Origin of the sequence: Brasilonema bromeliae SPC951 (assembly GCF_012912135.1) — a bacterium.
Classification (GTDB): Bacteria; Cyanobacteriota; Cyanobacteriia; order Cyanobacteriales; family Nostocaceae; genus Brasilonema; species Brasilonema bromeliae.
Window position 1 is genome coordinate 1 of sequence record NZ_QMEB01000157.1, and the last position, 15,241, is coordinate 15,241.

At 42.8% G+C, this 15,241-nt stretch carries 16 protein-coding genes and 2 riboswitches; of the genes, 9 read left to right on the forward strand and 7 right to left on the reverse strand.

Features of this window, described 5'->3' with window-relative positions:
• The first annotated feature begins 173 nt into the window (after nucleotides 1-173).
• Nucleotides 174-2,459, forward strand: coding sequence for an amylo-alpha-1,6-glucosidase (locus DP116_RS18660; protein WP_169156597.1), 2,286 nt, complete (start codon nucleotides 174-176; stop codon nucleotides 2,457-2,459).
• A gap of 72 nt (nucleotides 2,460-2,531) precedes the next feature.
• Here the strand turns inward: DP116_RS18660 and DP116_RS18665 are convergent, their stop codons facing one another.
• Together DP116_RS18665 and DP116_RS18670 are read right to left on the reverse strand one after the other, a co-directional pair.
• Nucleotides 2,532-2,864, reverse strand: a complete 333-nt coding sequence (locus DP116_RS18665; RefSeq protein WP_169156598.1) for a DUF2973 domain-containing protein — start codon at nucleotides 2,862-2,864, stop codon at nucleotides 2,532-2,534.
• 231 nt (nucleotides 2,865-3,095) lie between these two features.
• Nucleotides 3,096-3,434, reverse strand: coding sequence for a DUF2605 domain-containing protein (locus DP116_RS18670; RefSeq protein ID WP_169156599.1), 339 nt, complete (start codon nucleotides 3,432-3,434; stop codon nucleotides 3,096-3,098).
• 1,406 nt (nucleotides 3,435-4,840) lie between these two features.
• On the opposite strand from DP116_RS18670, the gene thrS reads away from it, so the two are divergent.
• From thrS to DP116_RS18690, 4 genes are all read left to right on the forward strand, one after another.
• Complete coding sequence (gene thrS / locus DP116_RS18675) at nucleotides 4,841-6,682, forward strand: threonine--tRNA ligase (protein ID WP_169156600.1); 1,842 nt, start codon at nucleotides 4,841-4,843, stop codon at nucleotides 6,680-6,682.
• Nucleotides 6,683-6,758: 76 nt separating this feature from the next.
• Nucleotides 6,759-6,950: a hypothetical protein gene (locus DP116_RS18680; protein ID WP_169156601.1), complete on the forward strand. Its 192-nt coding sequence runs from the start codon at nucleotides 6,759-6,761 to the stop codon at nucleotides 6,948-6,950.
• Nucleotides 6,935-7,240, forward strand: a complete 306-nt coding sequence (locus tag DP116_RS18685) for a type II toxin-antitoxin system RelE/ParE family toxin (protein ID WP_169156602.1) — start codon at nucleotides 6,935-6,937, stop codon at nucleotides 7,238-7,240. The genes DP116_RS18680 and DP116_RS18685 overlap by 16 nt, the downstream gene beginning before the upstream one ends.
• 1,142 nt (nucleotides 7,241-8,382) lie before the next feature.
• On the forward strand, nucleotides 8,383-8,592 hold the full coding sequence (locus DP116_RS18690) for a hypothetical protein (protein ID WP_169156603.1): 210 nt from the start codon (nucleotides 8,383-8,385) through the stop codon (nucleotides 8,590-8,592).
• 2 nt (nucleotides 8,593-8,594) lie between these two features.
• On the opposite strand, the gene bcp is transcribed toward DP116_RS18690, so the two are convergent.
• The 3 genes from bcp to DP116_RS18705 all read right to left on the reverse strand — a co-directional run bounded on the left by bcp (nucleotide 8,595) and on the right by DP116_RS18705 (nucleotide 10,303).
• Nucleotides 8,595-9,077: a thioredoxin-dependent thiol peroxidase gene (bcp, locus tag DP116_RS18695; protein ID WP_211173376.1), complete on the reverse strand. Its 483-nt coding sequence runs from the start codon at nucleotides 9,075-9,077 to the stop codon at nucleotides 8,595-8,597.
• Between the two features lie 78 nt (nucleotides 9,078-9,155).
• The gene (locus DP116_RS18700; RefSeq protein WP_169156604.1) at nucleotides 9,156-9,662 is read right to left on the reverse strand and encodes a pyridoxamine 5'-phosphate oxidase family protein; all 507 of its coding nucleotides are present in this window, start codon (nucleotides 9,660-9,662) and stop codon (nucleotides 9,156-9,158) included.
• 179 nt (nucleotides 9,663-9,841) lie between these two features.
• Entirely contained in the window at nucleotides 9,842-10,303 is a 462-nt protein-coding gene (locus DP116_RS18705; protein ID WP_169156605.1) for a GNAT family N-acetyltransferase, read from the reverse strand.
• Between the two features lie 49 nt (nucleotides 10,304-10,352).
• Nucleotides 10,353-10,498, forward strand: a riboswitch (cobalamin riboswitch).
• A gap of 350 nt (nucleotides 10,499-10,848) precedes the next feature.
• Here DP116_RS18705 and DP116_RS18710 point away from each other — a divergent pair.
• Together DP116_RS18710 and DP116_RS30750 are read left to right on the forward strand one after the other, a co-directional pair.
• Entirely contained in the window at nucleotides 10,849-11,241 is a 393-nt protein-coding gene (locus tag DP116_RS18710) for a DUF1636 domain-containing protein (protein WP_169156606.1), read from the forward strand.
• 249 nt (nucleotides 11,242-11,490) lie between these two features.
• A complete protein-coding gene (locus DP116_RS30750) occupies nucleotides 11,491-11,796 on the forward strand; it encodes a DUF6887 family protein (RefSeq protein ID WP_422614235.1) in 306 nt (101 codons plus the stop codon).
• Nucleotides 11,797-11,898: 102 nt separating this feature from the next.
• Here DP116_RS30750 and DP116_RS18715 read toward each other — a convergent pair whose 3' ends face one another.
• Nucleotides 11,899-12,327, reverse strand: coding sequence for an MAPEG family protein (locus tag DP116_RS18715; RefSeq protein ID WP_169156607.1), 429 nt, complete (start codon nucleotides 12,325-12,327; stop codon nucleotides 11,899-11,901).
• 9 nt (nucleotides 12,328-12,336) lie between these two features.
• Nucleotides 12,337-12,765 carry a DUF6220 domain-containing protein gene (locus tag DP116_RS18720; protein WP_169156608.1) on the reverse strand — a complete coding sequence of 143 codons (429 nt, stop codon included), beginning with the start codon at nucleotides 12,763-12,765 and terminating at the stop codon, nucleotides 12,337-12,339.
• A 91-nt stretch (nucleotides 12,766-12,856) separates the two neighbouring features.
• Between DP116_RS18720 and DP116_RS18725 the strand changes: the two genes are divergently transcribed.
• Both DP116_RS18725 and DP116_RS18730 read left to right on the forward strand, forming a co-directional pair.
• Complete coding sequence (locus tag DP116_RS18725) at nucleotides 12,857-13,567, forward strand: LuxR C-terminal-related transcriptional regulator (protein WP_169156609.1); 711 nt, start codon at nucleotides 12,857-12,859, stop codon at nucleotides 13,565-13,567.
• 85 nt (nucleotides 13,568-13,652) lie between these two features.
• Nucleotides 13,653-13,796, forward strand: a riboswitch (cobalamin riboswitch).
• 338 nt (nucleotides 13,797-14,134) lie between these two features.
• Nucleotides 14,135-15,127, forward strand: a complete 993-nt coding sequence (locus tag DP116_RS18730; RefSeq protein ID WP_169156610.1) for a methyltransferase domain-containing protein — start codon at nucleotides 14,135-14,137, stop codon at nucleotides 15,125-15,127.
• Nucleotides 15,128-15,241: the final 114 nt, after the last annotated feature.

Genomic DNA, 15,241 nt, shown 5'->3' on the forward strand with positions numbered 1-15,241 from the left:
AAGTAAATATTTGTAAAGATTTTATGTTCAAGGCTTGACACATGTTCTGTTACTGACTGTATGTGATTATGATTTTTCCTCAATGGCTCAAATCTAGATCTAACAGCGTCTTTCTTTCCTGTTGACGCTGTTGCTTCGATGAAAAACTAGACCTGTACACGGAATTTTGGCTGATGACACCGGATACCCTGATGACACCGGAGAAACTTTCTCTAGACGGAAAAACTTTTGTTCCTGCTGATCAAATCCCGATCCCAGAGTGGCCTCGCATTATCAGCGAAAGACCACAACCGACGCTAACGGTTAAAGATGATGATTTATTTTTGGTAACAGACACTTTAGGCAACATATCTGGCTGTTCACTTAACGATGGCAATCCCAGTATGGGATTGTTCTGCTGTGACACACGTTTTCTCAGTCGCCTTGAGTTGCAAATCGACGAACATTCACCAGTGCTACTCAGCAGCACTGCTGATAAAGGATTTTCTCTGTCAGTTTTATGTACCAATCCCAAAATTGAAGACCGTTTAAAAGCTGACACAGTAGGGATTCGTCGCGAACTCGTACTCAATGGCGCACTATTTGAAGAATTAGAAGTTTCAAATTATAGCACAAGTTCCGTTACCTTTGAACTTAGTATTAGCTTTGATGCCGATTTTGTGGATTTATTTGAAGTCCGGGGCTATCACCGAGATAAACGGGGTAGACTTTTACGCCTTGTGGAACCGACACCTGAAGGAGGAACATCAAATGCTGATGGTGTTTCTTTTCAATCTGGGCCACCTGCACAAAAAGAGCAATCTTTGAGTCTTGCTTATCAAGGGCTAGATAACTTGGTGATGGAATCTCGGGTTCAATTCCAGCATCGACAACCAGATTATTTTAAAGGTTACACAGCCGTTTGGCGGTTGGAGTTGGCTTCTCACGAAACCCAAAAGTTGGGCTACCGGGTGAATTTGTTGACAAACAATAAACCTAGTTCCATTGTTAGCGCCGCTTTCACCCTAGTGCAGGCGAAAGCTGGTGAAATCATGGAAGAGCAACAGTGGGTGCAACAAATTACACAAATTCGTTCAGATAAAGGAACTTTCAATCGAATTATTGAAAGGGCTGAGCAAGATATGTACTTGTTGCGTCAGTCCTTTGGCAAGCATAAGACAGTTTCGGCAGGAGTACCGTGGTTTTCTTCGCTGTTTGGGCGGGATTCGCTGATCGCAGCTTTTCAAACCCTAATGCTAAACCCTCAAATTGCTAAAGAAACTCTGCAAATTCTCGCGTTCTATCAAGGCAAAACAGATGATGACTGGCGCGAAGAAGAACCAGGTAAGATGTTGCACGAGTTGCGATTTGGTGAGTTGGCTCGTTGTCAGGAAATTCCTCACACTCCTTACTACGGTACAGTCGATGCGACTCCCTTATGGCTGATGCTGTATGCAGAACATTATGCTTGGACTCATGATCTAGAAACCTTAGAGCAACTTTGGCCCAATGCTCTGTTGGCAATGGATTGGATAGACCGTAACATGAGAGAAACTGGCTACCTCAGCTACTACCGCAAATGCAAACAGGGTCTTGACAATCAGGGGTGGAAAGACTCTGGTGATTCTATTGTGAATCGTAAGGGAGAGTTAGCTACAGGAGCGATCGCCCTTTGTGAAGTCCAAGCTTATGTCTATGCTGTCAAATTACGCTTAGCAGAAATTGCTAGACTGAAAAAGCGGATTGACTTATCAGACCGGTGGACAGAAGAAGCAAGAAACCTCAAGCTTCGTTTCAATAGAGACTTTTGGATGGAAGACCAGGATTTTTGTGCCTTGGCTTTGGATGGAGAAGGTAAGCACGTAGATAGTATTACATCCAATCCCGGTCAGTGCTTGAATTTGGGCATTTTTACACCAGAAAAAGCTTACAGTGTTGCTGAACGTCTGCGAGCACCAGATATGTTTAATGGGTGGGGTATTCGCACGCTAAATAGCTTGTCACCAGCTTACAATCCAATGGGTTATCACATTGGTTCTGTTTGGCCTCACGATAACGCACTCATTGCAATGGGGTTGCGTTCTCTAGGTTTAGTCGATCAAGCCTTGGAACTTTTTCAAGGTTTATTCGACATGACTGAACAACAGCCTTATCATCGTCCTCCAGAATTGTTGTGTGGCTACGAGCGCAATGGTGATAACGCGCCTGTACAATATCCTGTAGCTTGTACACCTCAAGCATGGGCTACTGGTAGTATCTTCCAGTTACTGCAAATGCTCGTAAACTTGGTACCCGACGCTCCTAACAACTGCTTACGAATTATCGACCCCACTTTGCCAGAGTCGATAAGTCGCTTGTCACTGCATAATCTCAAGGTTGGTTCTACCATACTTGATTTGGAGTTTGAGCGTTCTGGTACCACAACTGCTTGTCGCGTTGCTAACAAACGCGGTAACCTCAGAGTGGTTATTGAAGCGTAAACAACAGTGTTGAGTTATATGTCCTGTAGACATCCTGAGGGTGTCTACAAGACTCGGTTCTCGTGGACTTTTTTATCCTTCTTCTTGTTGATTATCACTTCTGTGTCCTGGAGAAGCTTCATAAAGCTCATCCAATTTTTGTCGCGCATCGTCAACGTTGATCGAACGCATGACTAAAAGTGGTTCTTTAATTAAATTGCCAGTCGCATCTAATAATTCTGGATGGGGTCTAAACTGCTGAGTTGACGAATTATAAGGATATCTGCCTTGGTTTGTTGAACCTCCAGATCTTGGTGGATAAATCCGCTGTGTATCAAAGCTAAACATAATCAGGTTACGAATTAAGTTAGCGACAGCTATAAAAGCTAGGATGGTAAAAGCAAGAATGTAAAGCAGATGTAACATTGTTCTTTCCTCCAGAGTTCGCAAATTCTAAAACTATATGTTGTAAAAAATTTTCCTTAGCTGATGCCTGGTGATGCCGTTAATGATGGTGATGCTAAATGGTTAACGCAATTTTTGTGCGCTCAGTCTCTTTAGATTAAGAGGGATATTTTTAACTTCAGGGGGAGTCCTTTACCATAAACTGCATCATTTTCTATCTCAGATGATGTTAAAAATTTTTTACTATCTCACCTATACACCGTCTTTGTGTTGCCAATTCTCCTGTTGCGAACGGAATCGCATTGCCACATTCCAACATTGTGTGACTAATTGATGCCAAGGCATCAATGTTGCCATATCAATACCAACTTGTCCGCCAGTTGCTGTAAACAGCATCTTCGCTGTGTTCACTTCCTCTTGTGCTTTCTTGACTCGCGTTAATAAGTCAGATTGTTCATGTTGACTCATGAATGATAGCTCTTCCGTTTCCAGAAAATCGCGCGATCGCGCAAACCAGTACTGAAAATCTTCTAACAGTGGTTGCAAAACTGTTTTCAGCAGTTCAGGTTCTGGTAAATTCGAGTCTCGCATAAATGAAAAGCATATTTCTAACTTTCTTACTAATATTAACTCTATTTAATATTCTTAACATTCTTTTCGTCTCTGCCATAAGTCTGAAAAGTAAACCTAATTGTAATATTGGTTACACTTGAATCCTCAGAGAGATTCGCCGTCTTTCTTACATATACAAGTCGGGGATCTCAAAAAAACCGTCTGTACTGGAGGTAAAGACATTGTCATACGCATATACTTGAGTATGAAAAAAGACTTTAAATCTCACATAAAATACTAATATGATGACTGAATGTGTACAGAACTTCTGTAAAAAACCTGCATAGTTTTCTCATAAAAGGTGCCCTAAAAGTGAATTAACAAATCTATGTATATGTTTTGGGGCTGACGTCTTGCAATTTCTGTTGCTGTAAAGATTAATTCACTTTTTGGTTGAAACATAGAACCTCCGCCAATGCCACAGCACTTGCACCGACTGTCGGGAAAGCGCAGTCGGCACGCAGTGACTCCCTACCCCCCTTTCATCCCACGCCACTTCTCAAGGGCGGGGGGAACCCCCGCACGAGAGTGGCTCCCCTTGATAAGGGGGGACACAGGGGGGTGTCGTAGACGGTGGGGTGTACTTGTATCAGACCTTTCGTGAAATGATGTTTTTTCGGCACTAAGAAATTAGGGGGCTTCAAACCCCAAGCCAGAACTTTCAAACCTTAAATTCAGTCAACCTGAATTCATTCTGAGTTCTGGATTAGTTATTTCTTTGTTGGTTAGATTGAGTTAACATAATACTATCTCACAATTAAAGTTAAAATTCACTCTCACATAGCGTAAAATTTAGATTTGAAAGAGGAAACTTACATGCTTGGCTTTGCCCACAAACAAAATGTTCTTAAGTATATAGAAATTGCCCTTAGCTAGAAATCAGAACTTGGTTTTATTTCTGTAGTAGAAATTAGATGCTTGACAATTGCAAGATATCAGCCAGGTCAAGAAAAATTCCAAATGTCCTTTTTAAGGAAAAGGCATATGCATCGAAATATGTGGCACACAGATAGACGAGCAGACACTTGGAGGTGGATGTGAGTGCTCACTAACACTATATGTGAGTTTACTGTCAGGTTTGCTACTAGGCACTCATTGTCTTATCACCAATAGTAACTAGCTATGAGTATTCTTTATATGAAGGTTATTTTTGATTTATAAGTAGATACTAAATGACATGATGGATGATCAACAATAGATTTTCTGAGGGTAAATCATCAGAACATAATTATATCCTTAAATGAATCGGGTTCATCTTGCTAAAGAGAGAAATTGTCAGAAAATCAAAAGTCTGACGAAACTGTAAAATAGCCCTAGCTTAGATTTGGGTATGATTTGTCATAACCTCAACTAAATAAATCATCATTCTTACAATCTCTTCGCCAATGGTACAGCAGCAAATATCGCCAAATTCATCTAGTCAGGAAGAAAAACCGGAAAAAGTGTATTTACCACGGACTTCAGAATCAGAGATCTTAAAGAAGATTCGCCATACCACTTCTCATGTGATGGCGATGGCAGTACAAAAACTGTTTCCCAAGGCGCAAGTCACAATTGGACCTTGGATTGAAAATGGCTTTTACTATGACTTTGATAATCCGGAACCATTTACTGACAAGGATTTAAAAGCCATTTATAAAGAAATGGTGAAGATTATCAATCAGAAATTGCCAGTCGTAAGAGAACAAGTCAGTCGCGAAGAAGCTGAACGCCGTATTAAAGAAATTAAGGAACCTTATAAGCTAGAAATCCTATCAGACATCAAAGAGGAACCAATCACAGTTTACCACTTAGGTGATAAGTGGTGGGACTTGTGCGCTGGACCTCATATGGAAAATACTGGCGAACTCAACCCGAAAGCGATTGATTTAGAAAGCGTTGCTGGCGCATATTGGCGTGGGGATGAAACCAAAGCGCAGTTGCAACGCATCTACGGTACTGCTTGGGAAACACCAGAACAACTCGCTGAGTATAAGCGACGTAAGGAAGAAGCACTGCGAAGAGACCACCGAAAACTGGGTAAGGAATTAGGATTATTTATATTTTCTGACCTAGTGGGACCGGGGTTGCCATTGTGGACACCGAAAGGAACTTTGTTGAGGAGTCTTTTGGAAGACTTTCTCAAACAAGAACAACTCAAACGCGGATATTTACCAGTTGTCACTCCCCACATTGCCAGAGTGGACTTATTTAAAGTTTCCGGACACTGGCAGAAATATAAAGAAGATTTGTTCCCCCTTATGGCAGAGGATGAAGAAGCCGCAGCGCATGAACAAGGCTTCGTCCTCAAAGCGATGAATTGTCCCTTCCACGTCCAGATATATAAAAGCGAGTTGCGGTCCTACCGAGAATTACCGATCCGCTTGGCAGAATTTGGCACTGTTTACCGCTACGAACAATCCGGGGAATTGGGCGGCTTAACGCGTGTACGGGGTTTCACTCAGGATGATGCCCACATATTTGTTACCCCAGAGCAGCTAGACAGTGAATTCCTCAACGTGGTAGATCTAATACTGTCAGTGATTAAGAGTCTGCGATTAGAGAACTTTAAAGCACGGCTTAGTTTCCGCGATCCAACCAGTGACAAGTACATTGGTTCTGATGAAGCATGGAACAAAGCAGAAAGTGCGATCCGTCGAGCAGTCGAAACCTTAGGTATGGATCACTTTGAAGGTATTGGGGAAGCAGCGTTCTATGGTCCCAAACTAGATTTTATTGTCCGTGATGCCCTTGATCGGGAATGGCAATTAGGAACCGTACAGGTCGATTACAATCTGCCAGAAAGGTTTGATTTGGAGTACGTCGCTGAAGATGGTTCTCGCAAACGTCCAGTGATGATTCACCGTGCGCCTTTCGGTTCCTTGGAACGACTCATCGGTATTTTAATTGAAGAATATGCAGGAGATTTCCCCTTATGGTTAGCCCCAGTCCAAGCAAGATTGCTGCCAGTGGGTGACGCACAACTGGATTATGCTGCATACGTGGTGGCGCAAATGAGAGACCTTGGTATCCGCGCTGAAGTTGATGTCAGTGGCGATCGCCTAGGTAAACTCATTCGCAATGCCGAGAAAGAAAAAATTCCCGTAATGGCTGTGGTGGGAGCGAAGGAGGTGGAAACCAACTCCCTAAGTATTCGCACCCGCACCTCTGGAGAGTTAGGAACTGTGGCTGTATCTGAGGTCTTAGACAAGATGAAACAAGCCATTGCTAACTACGACAACCTTTAACAGAAGGTAGAGATAAGGGCGAGCTGTTTGCTTGCCCTTAAAAATTACTTCATATAAATATTCTCAAAAAAATGCTATGACTACTACAAAAGAAAAAGTCCAATCTCTGTTGAGCAAATTACCAGACGATTGTTCTGTGGAAGATGTTCAATATCATCTGTACGTACTTGAAAAAGTTCGTCAGGGATTGGTAGTCACTGACCATCGAGAAACTCTCATCTCTCAGGAAGAAGCCGAGGCGCTGTTAAGAAAATGGCTTATCGAGTAGTTTGGTCTCCCAAAGCCCTCGAAGATGTAGACGCGATCGCGGCATATATATTTCGTGACTCCGCGTCTTTTTCTGCCACAGTAGTTCGGAAGATACTTGACTCATCTGATAAGTTGAGCGCCAGTCCCTATTCAGGTTCTATCGTTCCAGAATTTAACGAGGATACCATCAGGGAACTATTTGCTTACACTTATCGAATCATTTATCAAATTCAAGAAAACACCGTAACTATTGGGGCAGTCATTCATGGTAAAAGGCTCTTGGCTCAACGTCTAGATATAGATAGATAAGCCAAGAAACCTTTCTCCAGACAAAAAGCAACAATAAACAAGGGTGGGCAATGCTCACCCTTCTACAATTTTTGATAGTACAAAACACAAAATCGATTTTTCAACTGAAGTTTTTCGTTCCTTACCTCTCTTTAGGAATGCATAACTGTGGGCTGCTACCTCGATTACAAACTTAATACTTAATTATGAAGTTTTATAAACTATTAGGTCAAGTTTAAGAAATTAATCACAGCCACAGGGAAGTATTGTAGAACGGCTACTCTCCATGATTTTATTTAACTAAGCCTGTTGGAGAATCTCAAGAATGGGAAGAGGAACTTTCAAATGCAGAACTTTTGGCTGTAGTTGGAGGAGTTCAACAATTGGTTGTGACTAAAAAAACACAGATCTGAGGAATTCCGCTTGAAAATGATGGTTAGGGGAAAACCGCAATTCTAACAACCGATTCCAGAAAAATAATCACTAAAAAGCACTAGCAGTCTACAACTGCTAGTGCCTCAACATCCTAGAGTTTATTATTTATGTAGAACTTTTCCTAAAGTCAGAAAAAAGATGATAGATGCATCCCTTACAATCATGAACCAAAAAAACGTATGAAATAAATACTCAAAGAAGCTAGTAAACGCACCGGATTTTTGTCAAATATATGAAACTACACATAGTTTAAAGTCGTAAGATAATGCAAACGTCTTCCTATTGAAATGGATATTAGAATAAAAAAATAAGTCTAATAGAGGAAGACGTTTTTTGTGTTAAGTCTTTTGACGATTAATGATGTCAGTCACTGAAACGCATGATCGCGCAGAGCGCAGACGCAATCATGCGTATCGCATCTGATGTCTTTGCAAAGCGTAAAGATATAGGATTCCTCCGCAGATTTTTGCTCAGCTAGATACAGTTTCTGTTAAGCGTTCCTTACCTCAACTAGTAAGTATGGCTATGGCTGACGCCACGGCTAGCGCGCCGTATGCGCTCTTGCGCACGCAAGCGTAAGCGCAAAGCGCAGCGTAGGCGTGTAGGAGATACGCCACGCAAGCGAACATAAACCAAACCGGATTCCTATAGATAATTGTTTTCGCTTCTACATCATTGGCGACATACTGTGAACGAGTTTAACCGTAACTAAAATTCTGTTATAAACTTTGCTGATAAAAGAACGTTACCGTTTACTAAAACAAATTGGTCAAGGGGGATTTAGCAAAACCTTCCTCGCAACAGATGAGGGAAAATCCCCCGCAGTGGCTTGTGTCGTTCAACAATTTTGGCTACAAAATCAAACACCTGAAACTTTTGTGCAAAAAGCACAGATTCTAAAGGAATTAGGTAAACATCTTGTCAAGTTTTGCTCATAAATTTAGGGGTCTATCAATTCTCGCAATTGACTCAGCACAGCAGTTGCATGACCTTTGGCTTTCACTTTTGCCCAAGTATAAGCGATTGTTTGGTCTGGTGCGATCAGGAAAGTTGAACGCTCTACACCCATGTACTCCTTACCCATAAACTTTTTCAATCGCCATGCTTTGTAAGCTTCAGCGACCTGATGCTCTGGGTCAGTTAACAAAGTTATTGATAAATTATGTTTGTTGATAAATTTACAATGAGATTTTTGTGAATCTGTACTAACACCCAAAATTTTCGCTCCTAAGAAGCTGAAGTCCTGATATAACTCGGTAAAATCTTTAGCTTCAGTCGTACAACCAGGAGTGTCATCTTTGGGGTAGAAATAAAGAACAACCCACTGAAGCGAGAAATCACCCAGACTGACTTGGTTATCATCTTGATCCGTCGTAGAGAAATCAGGGGCTTTTTGCCCTGGTTGGGGTACGTTGTTCACCATAAAATTGTCTAGGTAATACCAAGAACTCGGGTTATGAAAGAACCCGAGTTTTTCTGTTGCTATTATCTTACTTTTTGATTATTTCAAAGTAACTTTTTCATTTTCGCCGACACTGGGTTTGTCACCTGTGGCGATCGCCTTCACCAGTCCAATTGTGTGTGCTACGAAACTCGAAGGAGCATCCCAATACTCAGCCTTTTGTACACTAACTTTAAGCAAAGCAATATCGGGTTCATCTAGTTCCTTGGGGAACCAAGCTTTTAGTTGTGGTTTCCACAGCTGCTGTAGTTTATTGCGATCGCGTACCAATTGAGCCGAACCCGACACTGAAACGTAGTTTTGCTTATGTGGATCAGAGAAACTGACGTTGACTTGTTCTTGCTGCTCAATTTCTGTCACCTTATGGGAACTGGCGTAGGTAAAGAACCAAAGATCGCCATCAAATTCCACCTCTGAGTTAGTTGACATCGGACGACTGCGCAAAGTCCCGTCTTCATCAACTGTAGTCAGCATTCCAATGTCAATATCTTTGATCAGTTCACGCAGCTTCTTAATTTGTTCGTTACGGTTTTGTGAATCTGTCATTTTTCTTACTCTTGTCTGTGCTATCTAGTTTGAATATGAGCGCTCTACTGCAAGTCTTTTCTTCGCACACTAAAGCTCTCTTATAGTGTTAGCGCTTACATACAACAGTGACTTGAGTCTAAAGGTGGAGTTTAGCTGCTAGAAGAGGTACGTAAATGGAGGTAAATGAACAAAAAAAGTTATTCTTGATACTTCATAAAGACAACAGGAACCTTTATCAACCTCTTTCCTAATTGAGACAATCCAAACTTGCGTTTAACAGATGGCGGTAACTCCTCAAAGGAAATGGTCACAAAGCCAAAGCGAGTGTAATACTGCGCCAGTCGCTCACCCAAACACTCTAAATAAAGTGGTTGAGTCGCCTGGTGAATCAAATGCTGTGTTAGAAAAGTCCCCAAACCTCGACCTCTCCAAGCTGGTAAGACAACCAAACTACCGAGTTCTTGTGCACCAGAGAAGTTGCGTAGTTGTCCGCAAGCCACCAATTGCCCATTACATTCTATTACCCAAAATTGCTGCCATCGTATTTGGGTAGGGTCAAGTTTTGCCCCCAGTACTAATAACCGAATAGACCAGATATCCTCAGATGTTGCACTGCGAAGGGTACACTCAGGTGGCAAGGACACATGATTCTGTTTCATAGTTTTTCTTGATTAATATCATGTCCGGTATATATATATGGAAGTATGGTAAAATATTGTTAACTACTCGGTTCTAATGGGGGTCAGCCATTAGAGGTAACGGGGAAAGTCCGGTGTAAATCCGGCGCTGTCCCGCAACTGTAAAGGAGATAAGTGTCTCTCAGCCAGGATGCCCGCCGAAGTTAACTTGTCAGTTCTGCACGTCTGCGAGGTACAGATGAATTATGCCATGAATGTTTCTACAAATTTATACAACCTGCCGACTTCACGTTCTTATAGTGGCAGAGATACGCTCAAGATTGTGGCTTGCTACAATCCGCACTGATATACGATTAATTCACGGTAAAAATTACGACTCGAAATTACGACTCTAGGTATAGCTCTCATTCGTGCTAGTTTTTCTAGGCGTAAGTATCTGTCCTGTTTATTTACTATTGAGAATATTTATAATAGTGAATTTACACAAGTCTAAAGGCAGAATTTCGGCGTTGGCAACACTGTGTGATATCTGCGGTTTAGATTTCCTTCTACACACTTCAAAATCAATGATCAACAAACAACATAATTTATTTGTTTGCACGACTTGTGCTAGTACCTGGCAAGACGGCAAGCGAGTTGGTGAAAGTGGTGGTGAACAACTACTACACCGGCTTCAGGAACTTGCACAAAACTGGGAGTTGCAAAATAATTTCCCAATTCAGGGAGTTGAATGCATGAGTGCTTGTAGCCATTCTTGCGTCATTGCCTTTGCTGCGGAAGAAAAATTAACCTATCTCTTTGGCAATTTACCTGTTGATGCTAGCGCTGAAGCTATTGTGCAATGTGCCAGTCAATATTATACTAAACCCGATGGATCACTACCTTGGTCAGAACGACCTGAACCACTGAAAAAGGGTATTCTGGCAAAGATTCCGCCACTTAATAAGTGGGCGAAATGAAACATAAATTGTTGTCTTTGAGGACTGAGTAAGTTGCCCCAGACTAAGGTCCCAGAGTGCTTTAAGACTTTTGCAAAAGGCTTATTATTGGACTTAACAATAAACCCTCATTATCTACACTATTCTGTGCGTTCTCCGCGTTTGTGCGGTGGTTTTTGTTTTGGAGTTTAAAAAAGAGGAAATCAATATTGAGATTGAGCCTAGTGGATAATAGAGGTTTGCATGAGTATAAAATAAAACTTTTATGCTCTGACTACGATTGAACTTCGAGCCTATGTTTTAGAACATCGCAGTGATGAGGAAGCCTTACACGCCTACCTCGACAAGCTTCATGCTGAGAATCCGAGTTCACACGTATATAGACCCGAAGACAACGTGTCCGAAGCAGTTGCAGAGTATTTAAAGAACAAAAGAACTCTAAGTGGCGATCGCTTGTTCGCTCCAAGTCCACATTATATGACTTATACCAATTCTCCAAGAAGATGCACTTTATTTTTAAAACGAACCGCCAAGAACGCCAAGAACGCCAAGAAAAGAGCAAGAAGAGAGATTTAATTATTTAGTGCAAGTTTATAGAGAATCGGTATTACGCCTGATGTGAATGAAAAACGTCTCCGGTTCAGCGATTTGTTATACCGCGTCGGCATGACAGCATACTTACGCGCTGAAGTGGATAAGGGCTGCGCGGATCGCGATGAACCACACCGCGAGTGTGGCAAATAGGTAGAGGTAGAACCGAAGCATGATCAGATTGAATGTGCAATGCACGGCGCTATGCAACGTGCGAAATACAACGAAGACCCATGCGGCGTTCACATACACTGCATCCACTTGCTTTGTGATGAACAGGTATAGCACGAGCGCATAGAAAAGTACCGGAATCTCGAACAGGTTTTTTAGGTTATCTGATGGATTGGATACGTTTGGTGGCGAGATCTGCGCCAGTGTGCCAGGTACAGCAAGGTCTTGCTGGCGAGTCTTTAGGCTTGTGATGAAACTGATCCGGCGGATATACATATAGACCCAGACTAAGAGTGTCAGAAACACTGTTGCGAAGAAGGGGCTGAAGATTGCATCTTGCGTCATTTCTACCTCTTAAACTTGCTCATTTTGCTGATGGTTGGGCGATAGACTGCGCCATACACGATGTACAAGACTTGAAGAAACGTAGAGTAACGCAAATCCAATTAAAGGATGTAGTACCTCTAGGTGTAAAGGACTTCTTAAATGAATGCTGCAAAATTGTAGTCCAAGCAGCACTGGTAGACTTGCGGTGAGACGTTGTATTTGGGGTGAGAATGGGGTGATGAACGACCATCCGAGTAATAGTAATGACAGTCCACTATATCCTCGGACTAGCCAAACATGAATATTCCACCATGTAGGATTAACAAAGTAAGCGACTCCAACCGTTAATAATTGAGCAATCAAGCAGAGGTTAAAGACGACTGAAGTCGCATAAAAGCCGATTTGCATCGAACGGATGGGAGCGCGATCGCGATCAATTTCCGAATTGATGGTCATATCAAGTGATTGTTAAGATTAAAGCTAATATAGGCTGAGTACAGATGATGCTTCTAGACCTCGATCGGGTACACTTGAGACCACTTGACTTATGACTAGTTCTTTGGGATTTCTGTTTGAAGCCATCAACCAAGCTCATAGCGAACATGATCTGCGATTGCAAATCGTGCCAAAAATTGGTGAGTATTTTGCAGCGAAACGATGTGGGATTTTTTTCTTCGACCAACTGCCCTTAACAGATCGCAATCTTCAGAAAATATTGAAAATTGCACTCTCAATCGAACATAATCCTGTGGCGCGTTATTTGGTGGAGCGTCATGCTCCTGTCCACGAAGCATTAGTGACATCACCCAAGGCTTGGAAATTAATCTGTCCCCGTCCGGATCATTGGCATGTGATGGCAGGACCAATCATAAATCGCGGTCAATTAGTGGGTGTAGTAGGCTGCACACGTGAAAAGTCAATGCCTGCCTTTGATGCCCAAAATCTAGTCGATTTGAGTGCCATCTGCTTGCACTTATCTGTTTGGACTGCGACAGTGCGTTCACAAAGTGTTTCTGCAGGAAAATCGCTTCCCCCCTCCTTTAGAACCAATCGCTTAACGCCTCGTGAATTACAAATTGCAGAGTTGGTTGCTTTGGGGCGAACTAACGCAGAAATTGGGACTGAACTTTGGATCACTGAAAATTCTGTCAAGCAAGCCTTAAAGCGAATGTTCCGTAAGCTTGAGGTTTCGTCGCGTGCACAGATGGTTGCACAACTTTTAGCTACCAGACATGTAGCAACTCAGGGCAAGCTTTGATAAAGGATGAAACTTGCCCCGATTAATGACGAATGCCAGTATAGATCGACCATTGATTTTCATGCAAGCAAACCACAGTTGTGTTAATATTCATATAAATCTCGGTTCTAGTGGGAGAACAGCCACTAGAGGTAACGGGGAAAGTCCGGTGTGAATCCGGCGCTGTCCCGCAGCTGTAATCAAGGCCCGCCTTGTGAGTCAGAACGCCCGCCGAAGCTAAGTTGTAAATTTTATACATCTGCGAGGCACAGAACAGTATTTTTATGAACATTCCTACAAAGACTAGGCTTTACATTCTCATAGGCCCACATATCAAAACGCCACAGATTACAACTTTCTATGAGACGGTAGGCGGTGAATTGACGGTATAAATTGCGTCTTTAGAGGCAGCGATTGCCGGAGGCGCAGCTAGCTTAACGCTTACGCTAATTTTCTTTGGCGTGACTCTTCACAAAAAAATGGATACGCTGATTTGTTTGGCTAAAGTTCACGCTAAATAAATTTAACGTTTTGTTTTTCATTACAGTTATAAATAGATGCGGTTTCCACAGTCAAGGGAGTTTTTAGATGAACATTATCTGGCTGTTGTTGACGGTGGCGTTAGGGCTGGGGTTAATCTATATCTTTAGTGCCCGCCGCTACCAATCGAGTGATTCTGTTGCCAATGCCTACGATCAATGGACTCAAGACGGCATCCTTGAGTTTTATTGGGGAGAGCATATTCACCTTGGTCACTACGGTTCCCCCCCTCATCCCAAAGATTTCCGTGCCGCTAAGGTGGACTTTGTGCATGAGATGGTGCGTTGGGGTGGGTTGGATCGCCTGGCTGCTGGCACTACACTTTTGGATGTGGGTTGTGGCATTGGCGGCAGTAGTCGTATCCTAGCGCGGGACTATGGCTTTCGCGTTACAGGCATCACTATCAGCCCGGAACAGGTGAAACGGGCACAGGAATTGACCCCACCAGAAATTTCAGCCCAGTTTCAACAAGATGATGCGATGAATCTGTCTTTCCCAGATGCCAGTTTTGATGTAGTGTGGTGTATCGAGGCGGGACCACATATGCCGGATAAGGCGGTTTTTGCTAAAGAACTGTTGCGGGTACTCAAGCCAGGGGGAATCCTTGTCGTCGCGGATTGGAACCAGCGAGATGCCAGAAAGCAACCTCTGGTTTGGTGGGAAAGCTGGGTGATGCGGCAATTGCTAGATCAATGGGCACATCCTGAATTCGCCAGTATTGAAGGGTTTGCCGAACTTTTGCAAGCAACAGCTTTGACCGAAGGGGCAGTGATTACTGCCGACTGGACACACCAAACCCTACCATCTTGGCTCGATTCCATTTGGCAAGGGATCATTCGTCCCAAAGGTCTAGTAAGTTTTGGCATACCCGGTTTCATCAAATCGCTGCGAGAAGTTCCTACGCTGCTGTTGATGCGTTTGGCCTTTGGCGTTGGTCTGTGCCGCTTTGGTATGTTTCGGGCAGTACGGTGTGAGCAGATCCTCTCCAGTTCGTCTAGTTTTCAAAATGAAAAATCCCCTTCTACATTACCAGCAAATTAGTCAATTTTCGCACAGTCAGCAAGGTTGGACTTTAATGCTGGTAATACTACGTGAACAGTGAACAGGGAACAGGGAACAGGGAACAGGGAACAGGGAACAGGGAACAGGGAACAG

Coding starts and splice junctions, on each gene's coding strand:
- DP116_RS18660 (WP_169156597.1), top strand. CDS start 174: ATGACACCGGATACCCTGATGACACCGGAGAAACTTTCTCTAGACGGA.
- DP116_RS18665 (WP_169156598.1), bottom strand. CDS start 2,864: ATGTTACATCTGCTTTACATTCTTGCTTTTACCATCCTAGCTTTTATA.
- DP116_RS18670 (WP_169156599.1), bottom strand. CDS start 3,434: ATGCGAGACTCGAATTTACCAGAACCTGAACTGCTGAAAACAGTTTTG.
- thrS (WP_169156600.1), top strand. CDS start 4,841: ATGGTACAGCAGCAAATATCGCCAAATTCATCTAGTCAGGAAGAAAAA.
- DP116_RS18680 (WP_169156601.1), top strand. CDS start 6,759: ATGACTACTACAAAAGAAAAAGTCCAATCTCTGTTGAGCAAATTACCA.
- DP116_RS18685 (WP_169156602.1), top strand. CDS start 6,935: ATGGCTTATCGAGTAGTTTGGTCTCCCAAAGCCCTCGAAGATGTAGAC.
- bcp (WP_211173376.1), bottom strand. CDS start 9,077: ATGGTGAACAACGTACCCCAACCAGGGCAAAAAGCCCCTGATTTCTCT.
- DP116_RS18700 (WP_169156604.1), bottom strand. CDS start 9,662: ATGACAGATTCACAAAACCGTAACGAACAAATTAAGAAGCTGCGTGAA.
- DP116_RS18705 (WP_169156605.1), bottom strand. CDS start 10,303: ATGAAACAGAATCATGTGTCCTTGCCACCTGAGTGTACCCTTCGCAGT.
- DP116_RS18710 (WP_169156606.1), top strand. CDS start 10,849: ATGATCAACAAACAACATAATTTATTTGTTTGCACGACTTGTGCTAGT.
- DP116_RS18715 (WP_169156607.1), bottom strand. CDS start 12,327: ATGACGCAAGATGCAATCTTCAGCCCCTTCTTCGCAACAGTGTTTCTG.
- DP116_RS18720 (WP_169156608.1), bottom strand. CDS start 12,765: ATGACCATCAATTCGGAAATTGATCGCGATCGCGCTCCCATCCGTTCG.
- DP116_RS18725 (WP_169156609.1), top strand. CDS start 12,857: ATGACTAGTTCTTTGGGATTTCTGTTTGAAGCCATCAACCAAGCTCAT.
- DP116_RS18730 (WP_169156610.1), top strand. CDS start 14,135: ATGAACATTATCTGGCTGTTGTTGACGGTGGCGTTAGGGCTGGGGTTA.